The following is a 17,322-nucleotide window of genomic DNA, read 5'->3' as shown; positions in this document are numbered from 1 at the left end:
TGGATCAACCGGCGTCTCTTTTGAATAGGCTGGCCTCTTCGCGGGCAAGCCCGCTCCCACAGGGATCTTCATCGCAGTGACAAAGCGGGGAATCAGTCCTTGGCTGCGGCCTTGGGATCAAGGCCGCTGGCATCGATCACGCAGCGATAGCTGTTCTCGCGATTGCCACTGGCGGTGACTTTTTCAATCGACCAGCGCCCGCGCATGAAGTCTGGCCAGGTGTCATCGAGCAGCACCAGACCTTCGGCCGCCAGCAGTGGATTGCCGGGACAGGTGATCTTCACCTTGTACTTCTGCCGGAGCATCTTGCGCACTTCGCCCTCGCCGACGGCGATCGCATCGGCTTCAGTGGGTTGTTTCTGGCGCAGGGTCTTGAACGGCGCAAGCCCCGTTTCAACCCAGCGCAACACACCTGCGGCGCCATCCCAGAAACAGGTCTTGCAGCCCTTGGTCTGCTCGCGGGCAGACTCCTCCAACGTGGCGCTGACGAACGCGTGATCGCCCGGACGGTTGTTGCTGGTCACCGACAAAGTCACGTCCGCCAGCACCTGGCCCGACAACGACTTGGTCTGGCCGGGACGGGCCAGCACGTACACGTCGTTGTAGGGTTTGGTCACCGCGTTGTACTTTTTTGCCAGGCGCGTCAGAAAGCTCATGTCGGTTTCGTTGGACTGGTCGACGTGCTCGATCCTGATCATCGCCACCTCGGGCGCGACGCGCGGTGAAAAGCCATGGCTCGACACCAGTTTGCGAAACAGCGCACCCAAAGTGGTCGGGCCATGACTGGCCGTGCGACGTTGCTTGAAGCCCGTTTCATCCTCCTTGCTGAACGGCGCCGCCGTGGCCACCAGCGTCAGGCGAAACGGGAACAGCGTCGGCGTCAGACGTGTCACTTTGAACTGGCCCTTGTCGACCAGCCCCGACTCCAGATAACCGACCTCCAGGCCGATTTTCCCGCCCAGATCCGGCAGCCCTTCGAGGCCTTCAAGATCGATGGTCAACGTCAGTTGATCGGACTCGAAACCGGCAGCGTCGATGTGTTCCCAACTGATCAGGCGTTGATTAAGCAGGGCCGAATGGGCCCCGTAAAGTCTTACCGCCGGGGTGAAACCCAGTGCCATGCAACCTCCTTAATCCCAGGCCGTAACCGGTTTGATCGTGGCCGGTTTCGAGTCGAGTTCCGGCAACGTGACCCAAACACCCGCCGGCAGGATCGGGCCGTATTCGGCCAGGGTCGGGTTGAGTGTCCACAGGGCCTCTTCGGCGTTGTCATCACTGCGCCCGGTTTCGCGGTAGAGCAGCAGATTCAGCGAATCACCGGCCACGCTTCGGACTTTACGCATTGTTGAACTCCGCTAGCTCAATGACCCAGTCAACGACCATTGCCGTGCCGTCATCGATGATCTGGCTCTGGGTTTCCTGAATATTGTTGATTCGCCACAGGCCCCAATTGCGACCGATGCCGTCAATCAACGGCAGCGGGATACGCTGGGCCTGCAACGCGCGCAATTCGTCGAGCCGATCCATGGCCACGGCATACATCGACTTGCCGGTGATAGTCAGGGTTTCCGGTCTTTGCCCGGTCTGGCTGGACTTGGGTTTGCTGGTGAGAATCTGGATTTCGCTCCAGCCTCCATCGGACTTGCGCGCCAGCGAGCTGTAGGCGAAGTCGCGCGACAGGCCGAAGATGAAACTGCCCAGCGCCATTTGTTGTTTCATCAGGCGACTCCATCGGTCAGGGCTGCGTCACGGCGGGTGGCGAGAGCGTTGGTGCCTACTGCGGGTGTGAATGCGGTATCGAAATGGTTGCGCATAACCTGCGAAACCACATCGCCGATTTTTTCGGCATTGAGCACATCACCGCCGCTGATCTGCACTAACGGCGAGTAGGTGTAATTGGACAGTTGCGTCTGAGCGCTGGTCAGATCCTTGACCACTTGCGCGGGGGGCGCGAGTTTGTCATCGGCAGGTTTCCCCCATTGTTCCCCCACATAGGAGCCGAGCATTCCGCCCAGAGTGCCGCCGATGAATGTGCCAATACCAGGTGCAATGAACGAGCCGATCGTGGCACCAATCGCCGTTCCAGCCAACTCGCCGGCAGCACCTTTGACAGCTTGATCATCGCCGTCACGCCAGCCCTTCAAACCTGCGTAAGCGGCATGACCAATCGCCAGCGGAGCGCCCATCTTGAAGGCGGGCAATGATTTGACCAGCGGCGGTAGAAGCTTGGATTTGGCGCCATCGACCAGCGGCATGAGCTTGGCAGTCGCGCCGCTGAGCCAACTCGGGCGCATGCTTTTGGCCATCTCGCCGACCATTTTCACGCGGGTTATCGCATCGTCAAACATCGGGGCGATTTTGGCCGTCATCGTGCTCAAACGTCCGCCTCGACCGGCGCCAGAGGAAGGAACACGAGACCGCGCGCTGGAAGATGCGCGTCGACCGGGGCGCTTTCTTTTAGGCCCCTCGCCGCCGCCGTCGTCACCGCCATTGATCACATCGGCAATATCAGCGGGCAATCGCGCCGTCGCCAGACGCAACAGTTTCGAGTTGACCGCATCCAGCACCGAGGCGACCCCGGTCTTCAGGACACCACCGACGAACGGCATGGCGGCCACACCGGCCAGCGTGAGGCCAGCCGCCAGGAACGGCAGTGCTTCAGCAGCTGAACTCAAGCCATTGACCACAGCCGTTAGCGACACTGCCAGCGCGTCAGTCATGGGCGCGAGTGCATTTCCCACCGCTGTCGACAAACGATTAAGACTCGCATCCAGCGCATTCCAGCGCCCTTGTGACGTATCGCCAAAGGCTTCGGCCGTTTTCGTCGCGGCACCGGCGCCGGAACCCAGTTCCGACGTTGCGTAGTGGTGCTTGTCGGACACCCGAGTGAAGGCGGTCTTGACGTCGTCGGGCTTCTTCAGCAACTCAAGAATGCTGGTACTGCTCTCGCCAAACAGCGTCTTCGCCGTGGCTGCACGTTCGGGTACGGATTGTTTGCCAAGTGCTGCGAGTACCGAATCAATCGCACCCGGCGCATCCGTGCGCATCTTCTCACGCAATGAATCGGGGTCCAGGTGCAACCGGGTCATCGCCGAACGCTGTTCGGTTGACGCAGCATTTTCCTTGCCGAAGACCGAGGTAAAGCTCTTCAACGCCGTACTCGCAGCGTCCTTATCGGCCCCGCTGTTCAACAGCGCAGTGGCAAATGCTGCAACCTGTTCCGGTGTCATTCCCGATGCAACAGCGCTCTCGCCAGAGCGTTGAACGACCGCGCCGATATCGGCAGGTTTGGCGTCCAGACCGCTGCTGCCCAGATAACTGACCGCATCGGCCAGATCCTGACCTTGGTATCGATCCAGCTTCAAGGAGGAACGCCAGACCGCAAGCATTTCCCCCGCGGCCTTGACGTCAAGCCGGAAGGCCGTGGCATTGATCGCCGCGTCGCCGGAGTACGCTCTCAGCTCTGTCGCTCGCTGATCACCCTTGGCGCCGTCGGCAATACCAGCTCGCGCCCCGACCTGCTGGATTTGCAACAGATCCGCACCCGTCGCGCCACTGGCTGCAACAGTACGCTGAGTCGCGAGTTCGAGGGTCTGCTCTGAATGCGCTTGAAGCTGGTCTTTGTTGAGCCCAATCAACCGATTGAGCTCAACCAGCGCGGTCTCGTTAGCCATCGCCGATTGCAGCTTTTTCGGTGGCGGACGCTGCTCGATTTCCGCCTTGAGTTTTGACTTCGGCTCACTGTTGGCGGCTGGCGGCGCCGCGACGACCTTGAACAACGATTGCTGGCTGACCAGCAGCTCGCGCAGCTTGATCTGCTCCTGAGTCAGCAAGCGAATATCCACGCTTGCCAGCAACAGTGTCAGGTTCAGATCCTGCAGCGGTTTGCCGAGGTTATTGGGCAGGGTAATTCCGCCAGATGGGGTGCCGCTCTCACCGGCGTATGCGAGCGCGTATTTGTTCTCTGCCATGCCGCTCTACTCCTGTTTCACGCCAAGGCGAGTGATCGCTATGTCGTAGCGGCGCAACGCCTTTTCGGCGTCCCATTCCAGAATCTCCGCCTCACTTACCGGGTAAATGAGCGGGACGATATCGAGGATTACTTCGATGTCGCGTTCCGAAAGTAGGCCGCCGGCTGGTTTAAAAAATCGTCGATGCGCACCTGCAATTGGGTCCAGTCCGGGACGCTCATGTGGGCCAGATCGGGGATCATCAGACCGGTGCAGTGGGCAGTGATGAACTCGGCGCGTTCCTTGGCCGTTTTCAGTTTCTTCATCACTTTGGTCGCGCGCAGTGCCGGCATTTCCAGCGACAGCGAGGTCACGGTACGGCCGGTCACGGCGAGCGGTTGCAGCAGCTGCACTTCGTCAGGATCGTCGGACTTTTCCGCGTCCTCGACCTGCTCAAGAAAGTACGACGCCGGACGGGTCGACATCTCGTGCACGTACTGGGCGATGCTCACATAGTCCGGGCGTTTGAGCTGGTCGAGTTCCTTGACCGACAGGCCGGTGGCGAGCAGCGCCAGTTCGAAGAACTGATCGTCTTCATCATCACCGGCGCGCTCCAGCGCTTCTTTCTGCGCGGCGTAGAACAGTGGCTTGAGCTGGATCTGCTCGATCTGCGCGCCGTCGTCGCCGGTGATCGGCGACAGCAGGTCATGCTGGGGTGGCATCCACGACATGTATGAATTCCTTGGTGATTCTTTTAGATCCACTGTGGGAGCGAGCTTGCTCGCGAAAGCGGCCAGACATTCAGCATTGATGGCCACTGACCTGGCGCCTTCGCGAGCAAGCTCGCTCCCACAGGGTTTTATGATTGCCTGTAAGCCGGGGTTACGGCATCAGCACCGCACGACGCGCATCACCGAGGATGTCAACGCCGTTGAGCACGAATTTCTGGGTGCGCACGTCGATGTCGATCACCGGTACGCCGTTTTCCAGGCGGTTGTAGGTGCGGCAGGACAGCTCCAGGTTGGTCTTGGGTTTTTCGCCCATTTTCACGGCGGTTTCTTCAAGAGATTTCAGCTTGCCGCCGACCGTGTGATAGGTGAACCAAGTGTTGCCGTCCTGATCCTGACCGGCTTCACGCACGTTCAGCAGTATGTCGTCGCCCAGCTTCACGCCCAGTGCGAGCATGACTTCGGCACCCAGGCCCTGCAGGGTCAGCTTGGCGTTGAGCGCTTTGCCACCCTTGGCCATTTCTTCGACGATGAAACGGCCGCCACGCATTTCTTCCACGTCGAATTCGATCTTCGGTGGCGTGAATTCCTCAACGGTCGCCGACAACGGCAGGCCTTGCAGGGTGGCCGCGATGGCCTGTCTTACGCGGTTGGTAAACATTAGAGAACGTCCTCCAGGAACTGCTCGATGATTTCATCGCGGGCGTTGAGTTGATAAACCATGTGTTCGTTCGGCGCGTAGCGGCCGTAGTCGATGACCACGTACCAGGTGCCGTTCTTGTACTTCTCGACGCTGTTGAGTTCCGGGTGCAGGTACACGCTGCCGCCAGGAATGGTTTCGTCGGCGACCAGGGTCTGCAGCCAGTCGTTGATGCGCTTGACCTCCTGATCCATGAACGACTTGGTCAGGTTCTTGGCCATGGCTTTCTGGCCGGCCTTGACCAGCTTGCGGCTGATCGCGTCTTCGAGGCCGACGTAGCTGATGAACTTGCCGGTGATCGAGCGGTTACCCAGCAGCGAGAAGCCGCCGAGCACGGTGCGGGCGTAGTAGCTGACGCCGTAACGGTTGAGCAGATCGCCTTCGGTGGAGGTGTCGAGGATGTTGTATTCAACGACGCGGGACACGTCTTCGGCGTAGGTCACCTGGTTGCCCGGGCTTTCCCACTGCTTGACCTTGGCCAGCGCGGCAATCGCCAGGCTGGACGGTGCTAGGAACACATTTTTCTTCGCCGCTTTCGAGTACACGGCCGGCATGTTGTGCACCACCAGGCAACGGTCGAAACCGAGATCGGCGCCGCCCAGTTCCTGGCTGTAAGTCACTTGATCAGCGACCGACGCGTCCTTGCCATCCAGCACCACACGGGCCTTGATGCGCTTGCCGAACGAGGCGAACTCGCTGGCTACCGCTTTGGTGCCGGTGAAGCCCGGCGCGCCGATGATGGTCAGGTCTTCCGGGACACTGCCCAGTGCGGCCAGACCGAGCTTGCGGCCGGTGGTTGGATCGACACCGCCGATCACTGCGTTGACGGTGTCGGCCGGGGTCGCGCCCGCCTCGACGATCACCACGTACACCGGCACCTTGACCACTTTGAGAATCTGGTAAACCGCGTGGTACAGCGTGCCCTCTTCGGCACCGGTCGGATCGAGCAACGCGTGAGTGGTGAAGCTGTTGATGCGGAACGGGGCGTTACGCGGGATCAGCGGATCGGCTTTCGGCGCGGTGCCGACCAGACCGATGACGTTGTCACCCAGGCCACCCATGGCCTCGGGGGATTCGGTGGCATTGACGGTAATGCCGTTGTGCTCGAAGTTCAAAACCTCAGCCATGGTTAGTCAGCCTTCTTGGCAGCGGCCTTTTTGGCCTGGGTGGTAGGTGTTTTCAGTTCCAGTCGACCGGCGCTGTGCAGCGCACTGGCCTCGACGTCGAGCAGATCCAGGTCTTGACCGACGCTCGACCAGTGCCCACCGCCGGTGGGGAATGGAACGAGCACGGTGTAGGTTTGGCGGGTTGCCATTTTTCGTTTCTCCATAAACGGGAAAGCCCCTCGTGGGGAGGGGCTTTGGCGGGTGTTGACATGTTTTTTGCCGGGAAAGAAAACGCCCCGGGGTGCGGGGCGTTTACTGAGGCTGTGCAGCGATCCAGGAGGGCACGACCGGACGCGATTCTGGCGATGGAAAAGCTGCCGATTGGGGCCAGTCGCGCAAGTTGCGAATGTAGATCAACAGTTCACTAAACTGCTCAGTTGTCAGCGATGCTGTCTGGTTCAGATCGAGTTGGTCGCGATGACGTTCGCGCAACCAAAGAACACTATTGATCTGTTTGTCTCGCCAACTGCGTTCCTGCTTTGCTCTCTCCTTTGAAGTCAATTCCGGCGGATCAATCAAGATCGGCAGTCCGTTTTCATCCTGACTTCGGACTTTTCCGAACTCGGGATTGGCAAAGACTTCCTGATAGAGGGCATCACTGATTTGAATTACGTCATCCGGCATCACCGAATGCACACGGTCCAAATAAGTGCAGTCTGTTGATTTGATGTAATAACGCATTTTAGTTACCTATGGCCAGATAGCGGAGGTTCGTCGTCGCCACGTTACTCCAAGCGGTGAAGCCGGTCGTTACTGGACTTACACCCAAAGGATGAGCCCCCCCACCCCCATCAGTAGCTATCATTTGAAAGACGTTGTTACGGAAGGCAATTGGGAAAGTGAAGTTTGCGGATGTCCCCGGCATGTTCGCCAACCCCCATTGCAGCATCAAGCCACCGAGCCACGAGGGGAAAATGATGTATCCATTGGTGGCGAGGCTGATCTCGAATCCGAGGCGCAGTTTTTTTGGCGATACAATGACTGTATCGTCGGTTCCTGCGTTGGTTTGATTCTGGGTAGCGACTTTCGCTGTGCCTTGGTTGGTTTCAGTGGCCTGTTGCGACAGAACGGCCAGAGCCGCGATATCGATGCCTCCCTGATTGACCGCTGCGTTCCAGGCCTTGATGCACCACATGACGGCGAGGTTGCGGGGGCGGGTTTCAGTTCCGCCAGTGTTCACCGTATTCTGGGCGTTCACCATCTGCATAGTGGAACCGCTATCTACCGTGGAAAGAAATGCACCCACTGAGATACTCGCTGCCGCACCATTAATATTGCCTGCCTGCCAATTACCTGCGGGATCAAAGGTCGCAGCAGTGCCATCAAAATAGCGGTGGTTGTGCGCAGCAAATGCCTCTGCTTGAGTCGTGCCGACACCCCTTCCAGCATCCACACCACGCCCATGGTCCCAGCCACGCAGGAACTCACCGCGCGACTCCGGCAAGCGGAAGTTACCCGCCCCCTCGTTACCCTTGTTGTAAGTGGTACCAAGAAAAGCCGCTAGATCCGGATAAGTCGCAATGCTCTGCACACTGCCATCCAGTTCCAGATAACCGGGAGCGACGATGCCTGTCGGGAATGCCAGAACAGCGCCCACCGGAACGGCGGATTTGAGCCGTTCGACTTCCTTCGCCAAGGCCGCTACATCGATGGTTCCCTGATTGACCGGAGCGTTCCAGGCTTTGATGCACCACATGACGGCGATGTTGCGTGGGCGTGCCTCCGCCCCACCCGATGCCTTTGTTACAACATCGTCCGTATTGTTGTACTGCTGGAGATAGTTCCGCCTGACGTCGCCGGCCATGAAAATATCGGCGATAACGTCGTAGGTCGTCCCGTGAATATGGGATTTGTTGTCGTCCGCCTGCCAACTACCAAGACCACGTCCAGCATCCACCCCACGCCCATGATCCCAACCGCGCAGGAACTCACCACGCGCCTCAGGCAAGCGGAAATTCCCAACCCCTTCATCACCCTTATTGAACTTGCCGCCCAGATAAGCGCTCAAGTCCGGATACGTCGCACTGCTCTTGACGCTGTTATCCAGCTCCAGAAAACCTGGCGGCGAGGCTTCAACCGGAAACGCCACAATCGAACCCACGGGCAATGCCGATGCCTTGGCGATCAGCGCTTCAACTTCAGCCTTGGTGTAGGAATCCTTGATGCCAAAACCGGCCAGCGTTTCAGGATTGGCACCCGCAGTCGCCCGGCCATATTCATCAACCGTCAGACTCTTGTAAGTCCCGGCAGCAATCCCGGTACGCCCGGCGAGCATCTTGAAGGTCAGCGCGGTGGTGCCAAGGGTGATCGGCGCATTGGTGGTCAGGTGCCACAGCGAGTCGCCGTTCGCCGTGCCCTCCTCCACCATCACCGTCAGCCCCGGCGTCACCTTGGCGCTGCTATTGGCATCGCTCGCCCGCCCCCAGTCTCCGTTGGCAACAATCCACAGGCCGTTGTCCTTGGCCAGCGTCTGGTTCGCAACAAGCACGCGGTCGCCAGCAATCACTGCGACACCGTCAATTTGCTGCGCGCCGTTCAACACGATATTGGTGCTTGCGGCGACACGCACCGACTGCTTGCCATCGAGTTTTCCGAGTTCTTCGGCGAGGTAACTCATTACCCAAGCGCGGGTGGCTTTGACCACGGTGTCGTCGATCAGCAACGTCACCAACGACGCATTGCTGGTCTCGAAAATCGAGCGAATGTAGAACTCTTTACCCGAGCCCGACGTCGCCAACACCGGCTTGAACGACTCCGGATATTTGACGATGGCGTAGAGAATGCCGGTGTCGGTCCAAAGCCCCGCTTCACGCACGTACCAGCCGCCGACGTCCGGGGGGATGGTGACTTCGGCGAGCAGCCAGCTCGGATTCTTCTCGTCCTGGAACAGCGCGTTGAGCGGACCGCGCCAGACTTCGCGCTTCAGCGCGGTAGCCGTCGCGGCCGGGTTGTAGACCGCGCCGCCGCCGTCGCCGACGGAAATCTGCGTCAGCTTGATCGGCAGGCCCGCAGCCTTGCACGCCGTTTCGTAGGCAATCCCTGCGTTGGTGAGCAGGGTGTAATAGTCAGCCATTCAGGCCCCCTGAGGATAAATAGTGGATGTTTCGACGGTGTACATGCCGGCAGCCAGGAACGCCTCTCCCGAGGTTTCGAGCCCTTCGATGAACACCGGATAAACCGTGGTCAGCTCACCGCAAAAGGTCGCAGCGGCAATGGAATGACTGCCGAACGCGCTCAAGCCAACTGTCACCGAAAGAATGTCCCGTTCGCTCTTGGCATCGGCCAGACGCCGGTCGAGACGGGTGTCGATTTCTGCGCTGTAAGGCTGCTCGCTGAAGGCGCGTACGCTGAAGCTGTAAGGCACGCCGGGCGGCGTCTGTTCGTACCAGGCGCGGACTTCGGGGCGCAGTTGCAAACCCTTGGCCGCGTTCTCCAGCGCCTTGCGGGTGCCGGCCTGGCGTGCGGTGGGCCAGGCCAGTTCGACGGTCAGGCGCTTCTCAGTTTCCGGTGCGCTGGTGCTCCATTCGGCGACACCGCGATCCGCTGCCAGATACGGCAGGAATGCGACCGGTGTTTCGTTCGGATTCATCAGTTCGGGGAACGGCGGCGCGATGCGATCAAGCAGTGCGCCGAAGCCCAGATCCAGTCCACGTTCGAGTGCCGAGCTGTTGGCCGGCAGCAACGTCGGGCGATGCGTTGGCTCACTCATAGCGTCAGCACCTCGACCTCGACCGCCGTGCAGTACGGCGCCTCGAAGGCGCTGGTGATGATCGGCGCCAGCGGCTCAAGAATCTGCAGTTGCACGGCGCCGGCGCTGTGCAGTGTGTAGTCGATCCAGCTCGGATCGACCCGCCCTTCGAGGCGATGGCAACTGTCGGCGTAGGCTTGCAATTGCTGTTGTGCGGCGACTTTGGTCAGGCCCGAGTCGGGGCCGGAATTGATCTTCGCCACCACGCGAATCTTGTAGCGGTGAATGTCAGCTGCCTTGACCGTGACCAGGTCGGTTTCCGGTCGCACATCAGGGCGGGCGAAGTGCTGACGCACGCCATCAAGCAGGGCTTGCGACGGTGTCCCATCTCCCTCCCGAGCGAGCACCGTGACCTGCACTTCGCCCGGTGCGGTGCGGCGACCGTTGCCGTCCTTGACCTGTGCGGCGAGGCCGTCCGGGTTGAAGGTGTAGGTGACATTCACCACACTTCCATCCGTCGATTCGACCTTCACCGTTGGCCGTTCACCGAGGGTGAATACCTCGCGGCGATACTGCATCCGCGAGCCCGCAGCCGGGGCATGTGGCGCCAGGTAATAACGCAACCGGGCGTCGTCGTCGCTTTCATAAATCGGTGGTATTGGCGGGAAGGCTGCCGGGTCGCCCGCGTCGAGCAACTGCCTTTCAAGGCCCATGTCCGCCAGCCGTGCATCGAGGTTGCTGCCAGTGGCCCACCACGCCAGCATCTGCTTGATGCGGGCGTTGTATTTGCGTTCGTGAGTTTGCAGACGCACGCAGAAAGCTTCAAGCGCCAGGGTCAGCAATTCGCTTTCGTTATCGAGGCTGGTCTTGAGTTTCGCTGCGCTGTCCGGCGCTCGAGCGCCGACGTATTCAACGACGAAGGTCTTGAACTCGGCGAGCAAGTCTTCGAAAGCGTCGACAGTGATCAGCGCCGGTTCGGCCAATTGATTCTGGCCGGGGATCAACATGCTCATGTCACGACCTCGAATGTCTGTTGACGGTTTTTCCAGGTGCCGGCGAAGCGCAGCAGCAGGCCCGCGCCCTGGCGGCTGGCGACGATCACGCTCGGCTGAAAATCGCTGATCCCGTTCTGCGCGTTGTAAAACGCCTGAGCCGCGTGGCTCTGCGCCAGAAGCAAAACGTCGTCACCGAGGTTCTGCCCCAGCAGCGTGGGGATCAGCGAGCCATAAAGGGGCCTTTTTTGCCGGGTGCCCAGCGGCGTGGTCAGGGCTCGTGTCGCGCGCTGCACAAACTGCAGCCAGTCGTCGACCGTGGCCCCGGAGTCTCTATCGATTCCGATCATGGGAAGCTCTTGATTCAGGGGCTGATGACGCGGCCCTGGTGATCCACCAACGGGCCGCTGAAGTGCACGCCCGAGGCGTCGATGCTCAGGCCGACGCCGCCCAGTTGCAGGCTGATCAGCTGCGGCGTCATCGTCAGTTGCGCCGGGCCGATGCTCAGTGCAAGCGATTCGCGAGAACCGGTGAAAGCCGCCGGGCCGTTCTGCCAGTGCAGAATGTGTGTGGCGTCGTCGTAACCGCTTTCAGTGCCGTCGGCATAAACGCGGCGCGTCAGCGTCGGTACCGTCGCCGTCGGCGGAAATCGGTCACTGTTGAGGCCGAACAACGCCACGCTCTGCGCGCCGCTTTCACCGCTGCCGTAGTTGAGCAACAGACACTGCTCGCCCACGCTGGGAATCCGCGATTCGCTCTGCGCTCCGGCGCTCGGGTTGAAGAACTTGATGGCTGGTGTCAGCAGTCCTCCGTGGCTGACATGGCAAGTGTTGCTTGCCGCATCGACTGCCTGACAGATGCCGATGCGACAGAAACTCTCGGCTCGGCGGTGCAGATCGTCGATCTCCGCTTCCATCTCCGCCAGCCGCTCGATGATCGGCCCCAGTTGCATGCGCAGTACTGCGTCGAACATCGGTCAGGCCTCCAGCGCGGTGTATTGGTCGGGGTCGTCGATGTTGCTGACTTCCCAGGTACGGGCGAATTTCGGCGTACCGAGCGGGTCGTCGAGCAAGGTCGGGCCGAGGTAGAGAGTCTGAGTGAAGGTCAGGGTCCACGCCTTGTATTGCTGCTCGGCGCGTGTGAGCACTGACGGCAAACCATCAATGTTCATCGGCAAATCGCATTGATCGCCGGGCAGGTTCCAACGGTTGTCGGTGATCAGATTTTTCAGCACCGCGATCAGATCGCACGCGGCAAATGCACTCGCAGAAAGTGCCGGAATGACTTGCAGCGATACGGTCATGACGTGGGCGATACGTCCGTCGGCGCCACGCACTCCGGGCGCATTACGGTCGAAGTCAATCAATGCCCAGGTCTGAGCGCCGGGTGCTGTGAAGTCGTCGTGATTGCCAACCTGCAGATTCAGGCCGGCGCTGTTGCGCAGGGTTGTCGCCATCGCCGTGAACAGCTGCGAAGGCTGCTGGATCGGTGCGGGCATGCATGACCTCCTTTTCAATTGTCCACGCGCAGCCCCGCCGCATCAGTTGCAGCGAGGCAGGAAAGTGTTGAGTTACTGGGGATCGCGCGGCGGGGGAACTTCGCAGACGCCGATGCGCTTGGCGGCCCAGCGTTCGTACAGACCGATGGCCACGTCGGCACCGGCCATGGCGGTCAGGCAACCGAAGGCACCAGCGGCCCAGATGGATAATCCGGCGGCATACAGCAGCATGATCGCCGAGACGCCGCAGATCATGCAGGCGCCGGAGCGCAGCGCCAGACGCCGTAGCAATGACCAGCCACGAGCGCCTTCCTTGTCGGCGCGCCACATTTCGCCGGACACCCCGCCCACCACGGCGAGGAGGATGACCAGCCAGATCGGCATGTCCGCCAACGCTTGTTGCTCGTGTGTCATGTCACGCCTCCTGGTTTCAGTTGATGAGTGATGTGTGTTGGGTTCAAGCGATGTCTCTTCAGGTAGGCATTCCAAAAAGCCCGGTGGTGAGACCGGGCTTTTCAGTAATGCGCCCTAAAAGCGATTGCGTTGTTGCATTCGTATCAGAACGGCGCGACTGGCCAATTAATGACTGACGGGTAGCCAGGCTGTTTTTTTACTTCGCTGACAGCAACGAAATATTGCTTGTAAGCCAACAATGCCGTCTCATCATCAGAAGTCGCGGCGCCAATATCTTTTTTGTATTGCAGCGGATTGAACGTCAGCCAGTGAATCGCCGCATCAAACCGCTCGCTCATCCGCGCATTGGCAAGTACGACATAATCCTCATAAGTCGGCTCGGCAAAAACCCACTGGAATGTCTGGAACTGCGCCAGCCAACCCGCTTGAACAATCGTGTCTTGTGGCACGTCAATCCAGTAAGCAGGTCCACCAGGCAACGAAGGAAAGTCTTCAGCATCCACCACCTGGAGGACGACTTTGAAGTTCAGTTGGTAAACCGGCTCGATAAGTACGTAACGATTCATTTCATTTTCCCTATGGTTAATTTTTTTCAGTCGCGATTCCGCGGTTCTGCATACCGATCAGCGGGGAACGATGTCGGGCAGGCATTCCAAAAAGCCCGGCAATCCGCCGGGCTTTTCAGTAATGCGCTCCTTCGCCTTCCTTCAAATCCTGTATTCGAGAAGGAAGCTGACTTTTCGGCGCTACTGGCGCGGTACGAGTCCGTTCAAATTGTTTTTCCGACCGCGGTCCCTGCCCGCCGGATAACTGCTTCTGGTGCTTTACGCTGCACACCCGGGTCAGTTGCCAACCCTCTGAACCGTTGAGGCCGGTTCATCGCTGCCTGTTCTTGTGGAACTAAAGAGCTGTTGTTGCCAGCCGCTTTGTCGAGCGGCTTGGTGGCAAGAATATGCATGGATGCATATACAGTCAATGCATAAATGCATTTATTTATGCGCGAGAAATGCGCAGATGCATGAAAGCCACGTTGTACGAGGGTTTGAGGTTTTTGCGCAGACGAAAAAAAACCCGCCGATGGCGGGTTTTATCTGACTGGATTGCGGTTAACGGGCGTACATGCCCCACCAGAAGACGTGACCGAGGATGACGATCTGCTCGTCCTGCATATCCTGGAAGCTGTAGTCCTCGTCTGGATGCTCATCGCGATTGAAGCTGCGCAGACGGATGCCGGTCGGCAGGCGGTAAAGCTGCTTCACGCGCAACTGACCGTTGTGATTGATCGCGTACAGGTCGCCATCGATGATGTCGCCGATGCCACACTTGCCCGCATTCACACCGACGGTGGCGCCGTCACGCAACACCGGCAACATGCTGTTGCCGCGCACTGTCACGCATTTGGCCTGGTCGAACTGCACACCGTTATGGCGCAGGCTGCGCTTGCCGAAGCGCAGGCTAGAGCGTTCGCTCTCTTCGATGACGAATCTTCCTGATCCAGCAGCCAATTCAACCTCGCGAAGAAAGGGCACCGACACCTCGTCGTCATCGACAGGGGTATCGTCGTCCCACAGGCTTATGTCCTTGAGTTCCGCATGCACGTCATCGCGCGCGCCACCGGTCGCGGTCGCCACATCGGCGCGGCCACGCAATTGATCAGTGCTCACATTGAAGTATTCGGCGATCTTCGAGATGTGTTTATCCGAAGGATCGACGATCTTCCCGCTGAGAATCCGCGAGAGCGTTGATTGAGGCACGCCGGTGCGACGGTGGAGCTCCGTGGGGGAGATCCCGTGCTGGTCGAGCAGTGCTCTTAAGACGGAGGATACGTTGCGTTTTTGCATAACGCGCATAGTGCTTGAAGTTTTTTCCGAAGACAAATGCTGATTTGCATAAATCGTGCATATATCACAATTAAACGCAGAAAGTGCCAGCAGGCCGTCATGCCTGCGTCGAGCCGACCGCCCATGGTAACCTTGCGCCCATCGCGGAAAAGCCCGGCGGTTGCCCTCGCTTTTGCCCTACATCATTTAACGAGTTACCTGACAATCCGATGAATAAAGCCGTCTCCGACCTGTCCTCCCACACCCCGATGATGCAGCAGTATGGGCTTGAGAAGTGCACATTCCACGCGCTACGTGGCTTTCAGCGATCTACTGTCTAAAACTCTACCGTCATTTAGCTGAGGTTTTGGTCAATGAATGCTGGATATATCGAGGTAGTTTTAGACGGCTTTTTTGCCTTTTCGCGCCACGTTTTGCGACTCCATAAAACGTGGCGCAGATTTCCATTACCCGGCGTCCTGCCGACCGAACACAAAACTAAAATCCGCTGCAGCTCGTCGCCTCACATCGCGCAACGATCAAACCTCGATTACTGTATACGCATACAGTAATCGGAAATCCAACCATGCCCATCGATGAAGACACCTGCGGGTGGCTTGGCCTCCCCTCGCCCCTGGAAATGTACCGCCAGCACTGCCGACTTTTGGAAAACGAGATCCAGGAGCTGAACCTGCAGCTACGCAAAGCGCGGGCTGACGTTTTCGGCATCAGCCAAATGCTGCTGGAGACCCAGGCAAAGAACGCAGAGTTTTCCGGATACCTCCGTCAACGAGGGGGCGAAGCAGCGGAAATGCGCAAGCAGATCGACATCCTGACTACTGCACTCAATTCAAGCCGGCGTGACAACGAAGCCCTGAAGCGAATCGTCAATGAAATGAGACCTCGACCGACCACGATTGTCTAAAGTGAAACGGAAAGAGGGATTGGCCATGTGCGGAAGACTGTCGCAATACAGGGGCATCCACGACTTTGTTGCGGCGCTGGGCATGCCCAATGCTCTGGCGAACTCCGTCGGGGAGTTGCCGCTGGAGCGGTACAACGTGGCTCCAACAACCCAGGTCGCCCTGCTCCACCTCCAGGGTGAAACGCTGCACGCCGATCTGGTGCGCTGGGGATGGCGGCCCCACTGGGCAAAGGACCGAGCTGCGCCGATCAATGCCCGCGTCGAGAAGGTATCCCACGGGCCGTTCTTTCGGGCGATCTGGCCGCACCGGGCAATCACGCCCATCGACAACTGGTTTGAATGGGTAGACGAAGGCGGCCCGAAGAAGCAGCCCTACCTGATCCGCCGGCGGGATGGCGCGCCGGTCCTTTGTGCCGCCATTGGCCAACTGCCCGACGCTGACGAAGGCCCAGGCGAGCATGACGGCTTCGTGATTATCACGGCCGACAGCGCCGGTGGCATGGTTGACATCCACGACAGGCGTCCCGTGGTGCTGACACCGGACCTGGCCCGGGAATGGCTGGACCCGGCTACGCCCAAGGAGCGCGCAGAGCAGATTGTGCTGCACCAGGGCGAGCCGTCCGAGGCCTTCGAATGGTTCAAGGTCAACGCTGGCGTGGGCAATGTTAGGAACAAGGGGGCAGAGCTCGTCCGTCCGCTGGGCTAGAGCTCTGAGAAATACCACATGACTAAAGCTACGGCGGTGATCCAGCCGAGAGTCAGCAGAAACGAAAGGCCAGCAAGCCGCTTATCCATGGATCTCTGTCTTTTGAGTCAGTGATCGCAATACGATCGGGCCGCCTAAGAATAGTTCATCGCCGAGCCGGCGCAATAGCCCTGGCATATGCCTGGCATGCAGCCAGCGCGATCAGTCCTTGGTCCCCGTCACCGGTGATGGCGAGAATTCGTTGAGCATGCGCCGGGTCAAGTTGGGCTCGCGCGGCTCCATGAACCACGCCGACGGCGCCGGGGGAGGCAGGCACGTTGCAGCCACTGGCTGTATCCGCGGCGTCGAGAAGGACTGACAGCCGGATATCAGAAGTGGCAAGGCGATCGCGCAGGCGATCCTGGTTCTTTTGAGCATCGGTCATTTTCTCAAAGTGGGTTTGCTCGCTGGCCGCCAGCCGCTGCTCGAGCGCCAGACGCTTGTCCTGCTCGGCCTGCTGTGCAGTGGCCGCGGCCTGGGTCAGTTGATTGAGGGTTTCGGCGTGCTGCTTGTCCTGCTCGGCCAACTGCTTGCCGTAGCGCCAGTCCTGAAACTGCCAGGCGCTGCCGGCGCCGATCAGCACCAGCGCCAGCACGCCAACCGCTTTCCACGGAACGACCATCACGGCACATCCCTGAAGAAGACGTGCCCACCCAAACTGAGCGTCTGCTTGGCCTTCGCCGCCCAGGCCGGCGC

21 protein-coding genes are annotated in these 17,322 nt (G+C 59.6%); 2 read left to right on the top strand and 19 right to left on the bottom strand.

Annotated elements, in window-relative coordinates; translation table 11 throughout:
* Positions 1-92: 92 nt before the first annotated feature.
* The 18 genes from L6D63_RS26160 to L6D63_RS26075 all read right to left on the bottom strand — a co-directional run bounded on the left by L6D63_RS26160 (position 93) and on the right by L6D63_RS26075 (position 14,977).
* Positions 93-1,121, bottom strand: coding sequence for a phage-like tail protein (locus tag L6D63_RS26160; protein WP_047291950.1), 1,029 nt, complete (start codon positions 1,119-1,121; stop codon positions 93-95).
* Between the two features lie 9 nt (positions 1,122-1,130).
* Entirely contained in the window at positions 1,131-1,343 is a 213-nt protein-coding gene (locus tag L6D63_RS26155; protein WP_131671874.1) for a tail protein X, read from the bottom strand.
* Positions 1,336-1,719 (bottom strand): phage tail protein, encoded by a 384-nt coding sequence (locus tag L6D63_RS26150; RefSeq protein WP_131671875.1) that lies wholly within the window; start codon positions 1,717-1,719, stop codon positions 1,336-1,338. The genes L6D63_RS26155 and L6D63_RS26150 overlap by 8 nt, the downstream gene beginning before the upstream one ends.
* Positions 1,719-3,971: a phage tail tape measure protein gene (locus L6D63_RS26145; RefSeq protein ID WP_131671876.1), complete on the bottom strand. Its 2,253-nt coding sequence runs from the start codon at positions 3,969-3,971 to the stop codon at positions 1,719-1,721. The genes L6D63_RS26150 and L6D63_RS26145 overlap by 1 nt, the downstream gene beginning before the upstream one ends.
* Positions 3,972-4,099: 128 nt before the next feature.
* Positions 4,100-4,681, bottom strand: coding sequence for a phage tail assembly protein (locus L6D63_RS26140; protein ID WP_095667378.1), 582 nt, complete (start codon positions 4,679-4,681; stop codon positions 4,100-4,102).
* Positions 4,682-4,832: 151 nt separating this feature from the next.
* Complete coding sequence (locus L6D63_RS26135) at positions 4,833-5,339, bottom strand: phage major tail tube protein (RefSeq protein WP_016985055.1); 507 nt, start codon at positions 5,337-5,339, stop codon at positions 4,833-4,835.
* Positions 5,339-6,505: a phage tail sheath protein gene (locus L6D63_RS26130; protein WP_047291938.1), complete on the bottom strand. Its 1,167-nt coding sequence runs from the start codon at positions 6,503-6,505 to the stop codon at positions 5,339-5,341. Before L6D63_RS26130 ends, L6D63_RS26135 begins: the two co-directional genes overlap by 1 nt.
* Before the next feature lie 2 nt (positions 6,506-6,507).
* Positions 6,508-6,693, bottom strand: a complete 186-nt coding sequence (locus L6D63_RS26125) for a hypothetical protein (RefSeq protein WP_047291936.1) — start codon at positions 6,691-6,693, stop codon at positions 6,508-6,510.
* Between the two features lie 103 nt (positions 6,694-6,796).
* Positions 6,797-7,225 carry a phage tail protein gene (locus L6D63_RS26120; RefSeq protein ID WP_131671877.1) on the bottom strand — a complete coding sequence of 143 codons (429 nt, stop codon included), beginning with the start codon at positions 7,223-7,225 and terminating at the stop codon, positions 6,797-6,799.
* A gap of 1 nt (position 7,226) precedes the next feature.
* Entirely contained in the window at positions 7,227-9,617 is a 2,391-nt protein-coding gene (locus L6D63_RS26115) for a phage tail-collar fiber domain-containing protein (RefSeq protein ID WP_131671878.1), read from the bottom strand.
* Positions 9,618-10,253, bottom strand: coding sequence for a phage tail protein I (locus tag L6D63_RS26110; protein WP_131671879.1), 636 nt, complete (start codon positions 10,251-10,253; stop codon positions 9,618-9,620).
* The gene (locus L6D63_RS26105) at positions 10,250-11,245 is read right to left on the bottom strand and encodes a baseplate J/gp47 family protein (RefSeq protein ID WP_236170456.1); all 996 of its coding nucleotides are present in this window, start codon (positions 11,243-11,245) and stop codon (positions 10,250-10,252) included. The genes L6D63_RS26110 and L6D63_RS26105 overlap by 4 nt, the downstream gene beginning before the upstream one ends.
* The gene (locus L6D63_RS26100; protein ID WP_003222189.1) at positions 11,242-11,574 is read right to left on the bottom strand and encodes a phage baseplate protein; all 333 of its coding nucleotides are present in this window, start codon (positions 11,572-11,574) and stop codon (positions 11,242-11,244) included. Before L6D63_RS26100 ends, L6D63_RS26105 begins: the two co-directional genes overlap by 4 nt.
* Positions 11,575-11,588: 14 nt before the next feature.
* Positions 11,589-12,197, bottom strand: coding sequence for a phage baseplate assembly protein V (locus L6D63_RS26095; protein ID WP_131671880.1), 609 nt, complete (start codon positions 12,195-12,197; stop codon positions 11,589-11,591).
* Between the two features lie 3 nt (positions 12,198-12,200).
* Complete coding sequence (locus tag L6D63_RS26090) at positions 12,201-12,722, bottom strand: hypothetical protein (protein ID WP_095667382.1); 522 nt, start codon at positions 12,720-12,722, stop codon at positions 12,201-12,203.
* 72 nt (positions 12,723-12,794) lie between these two features.
* The gene (locus L6D63_RS26085; RefSeq protein ID WP_131671881.1) at positions 12,795-13,136 is read right to left on the bottom strand and encodes a phage holin family protein; all 342 of its coding nucleotides are present in this window, start codon (positions 13,134-13,136) and stop codon (positions 12,795-12,797) included.
* A 143-nt stretch (positions 13,137-13,279) separates the two neighbouring features.
* The gene (locus tag L6D63_RS26080; protein ID WP_131671882.1) at positions 13,280-13,702 is read right to left on the bottom strand and encodes a tail fiber assembly protein; all 423 of its coding nucleotides are present in this window, start codon (positions 13,700-13,702) and stop codon (positions 13,280-13,282) included.
* Positions 13,703-14,242: 540 nt separating this feature from the next.
* A complete protein-coding gene (locus L6D63_RS26075; RefSeq protein ID WP_047291917.1) occupies positions 14,243-14,977 on the bottom strand; it encodes a LexA family transcriptional regulator in 735 nt (244 codons plus the stop codon).
* A gap of 565 nt (positions 14,978-15,542) precedes the next feature.
* Between L6D63_RS26075 and L6D63_RS26070 the strand changes: the two genes are divergently transcribed.
* Both L6D63_RS26070 and L6D63_RS26065 read left to right on the top strand, forming a co-directional pair.
* Entirely contained in the window at positions 15,543-15,881 is a 339-nt protein-coding gene (locus tag L6D63_RS26070; protein WP_236170455.1) for a hypothetical protein, read from the top strand.
* Between the two features lie 25 nt (positions 15,882-15,906).
* Positions 15,907-16,587 (top strand): SOS response-associated peptidase family protein, encoded by a 681-nt coding sequence (locus L6D63_RS26065; RefSeq protein ID WP_236170454.1) that lies wholly within the window; start codon positions 15,907-15,909, stop codon positions 16,585-16,587.
* Between the two features lie 145 nt (positions 16,588-16,732).
* On the opposite strand, the gene L6D63_RS26060 is transcribed toward L6D63_RS26065, so the two are convergent.
* Positions 16,733-17,248: a lysis system spanin subunit gene (locus L6D63_RS26060; RefSeq protein ID WP_236170457.1), complete on the bottom strand. Its 516-nt coding sequence runs from the start codon at positions 17,246-17,248 to the stop codon at positions 16,733-16,735.
* Positions 17,249-17,322: the final 74 nt, after the last annotated feature.

Origin of the sequence: Pseudomonas parakoreensis (genome assembly GCF_021602155.1) — a bacterium.
Lineage (GTDB): Bacteria > Pseudomonadota > Gammaproteobacteria > Pseudomonadales > Pseudomonadaceae > Aquipseudomonas > Aquipseudomonas parakoreensis.
The sequence above is the reverse complement of the archived record's forward strand: the minus strand, read 5'-3'. Positions and strand labels throughout refer to the sequence as shown.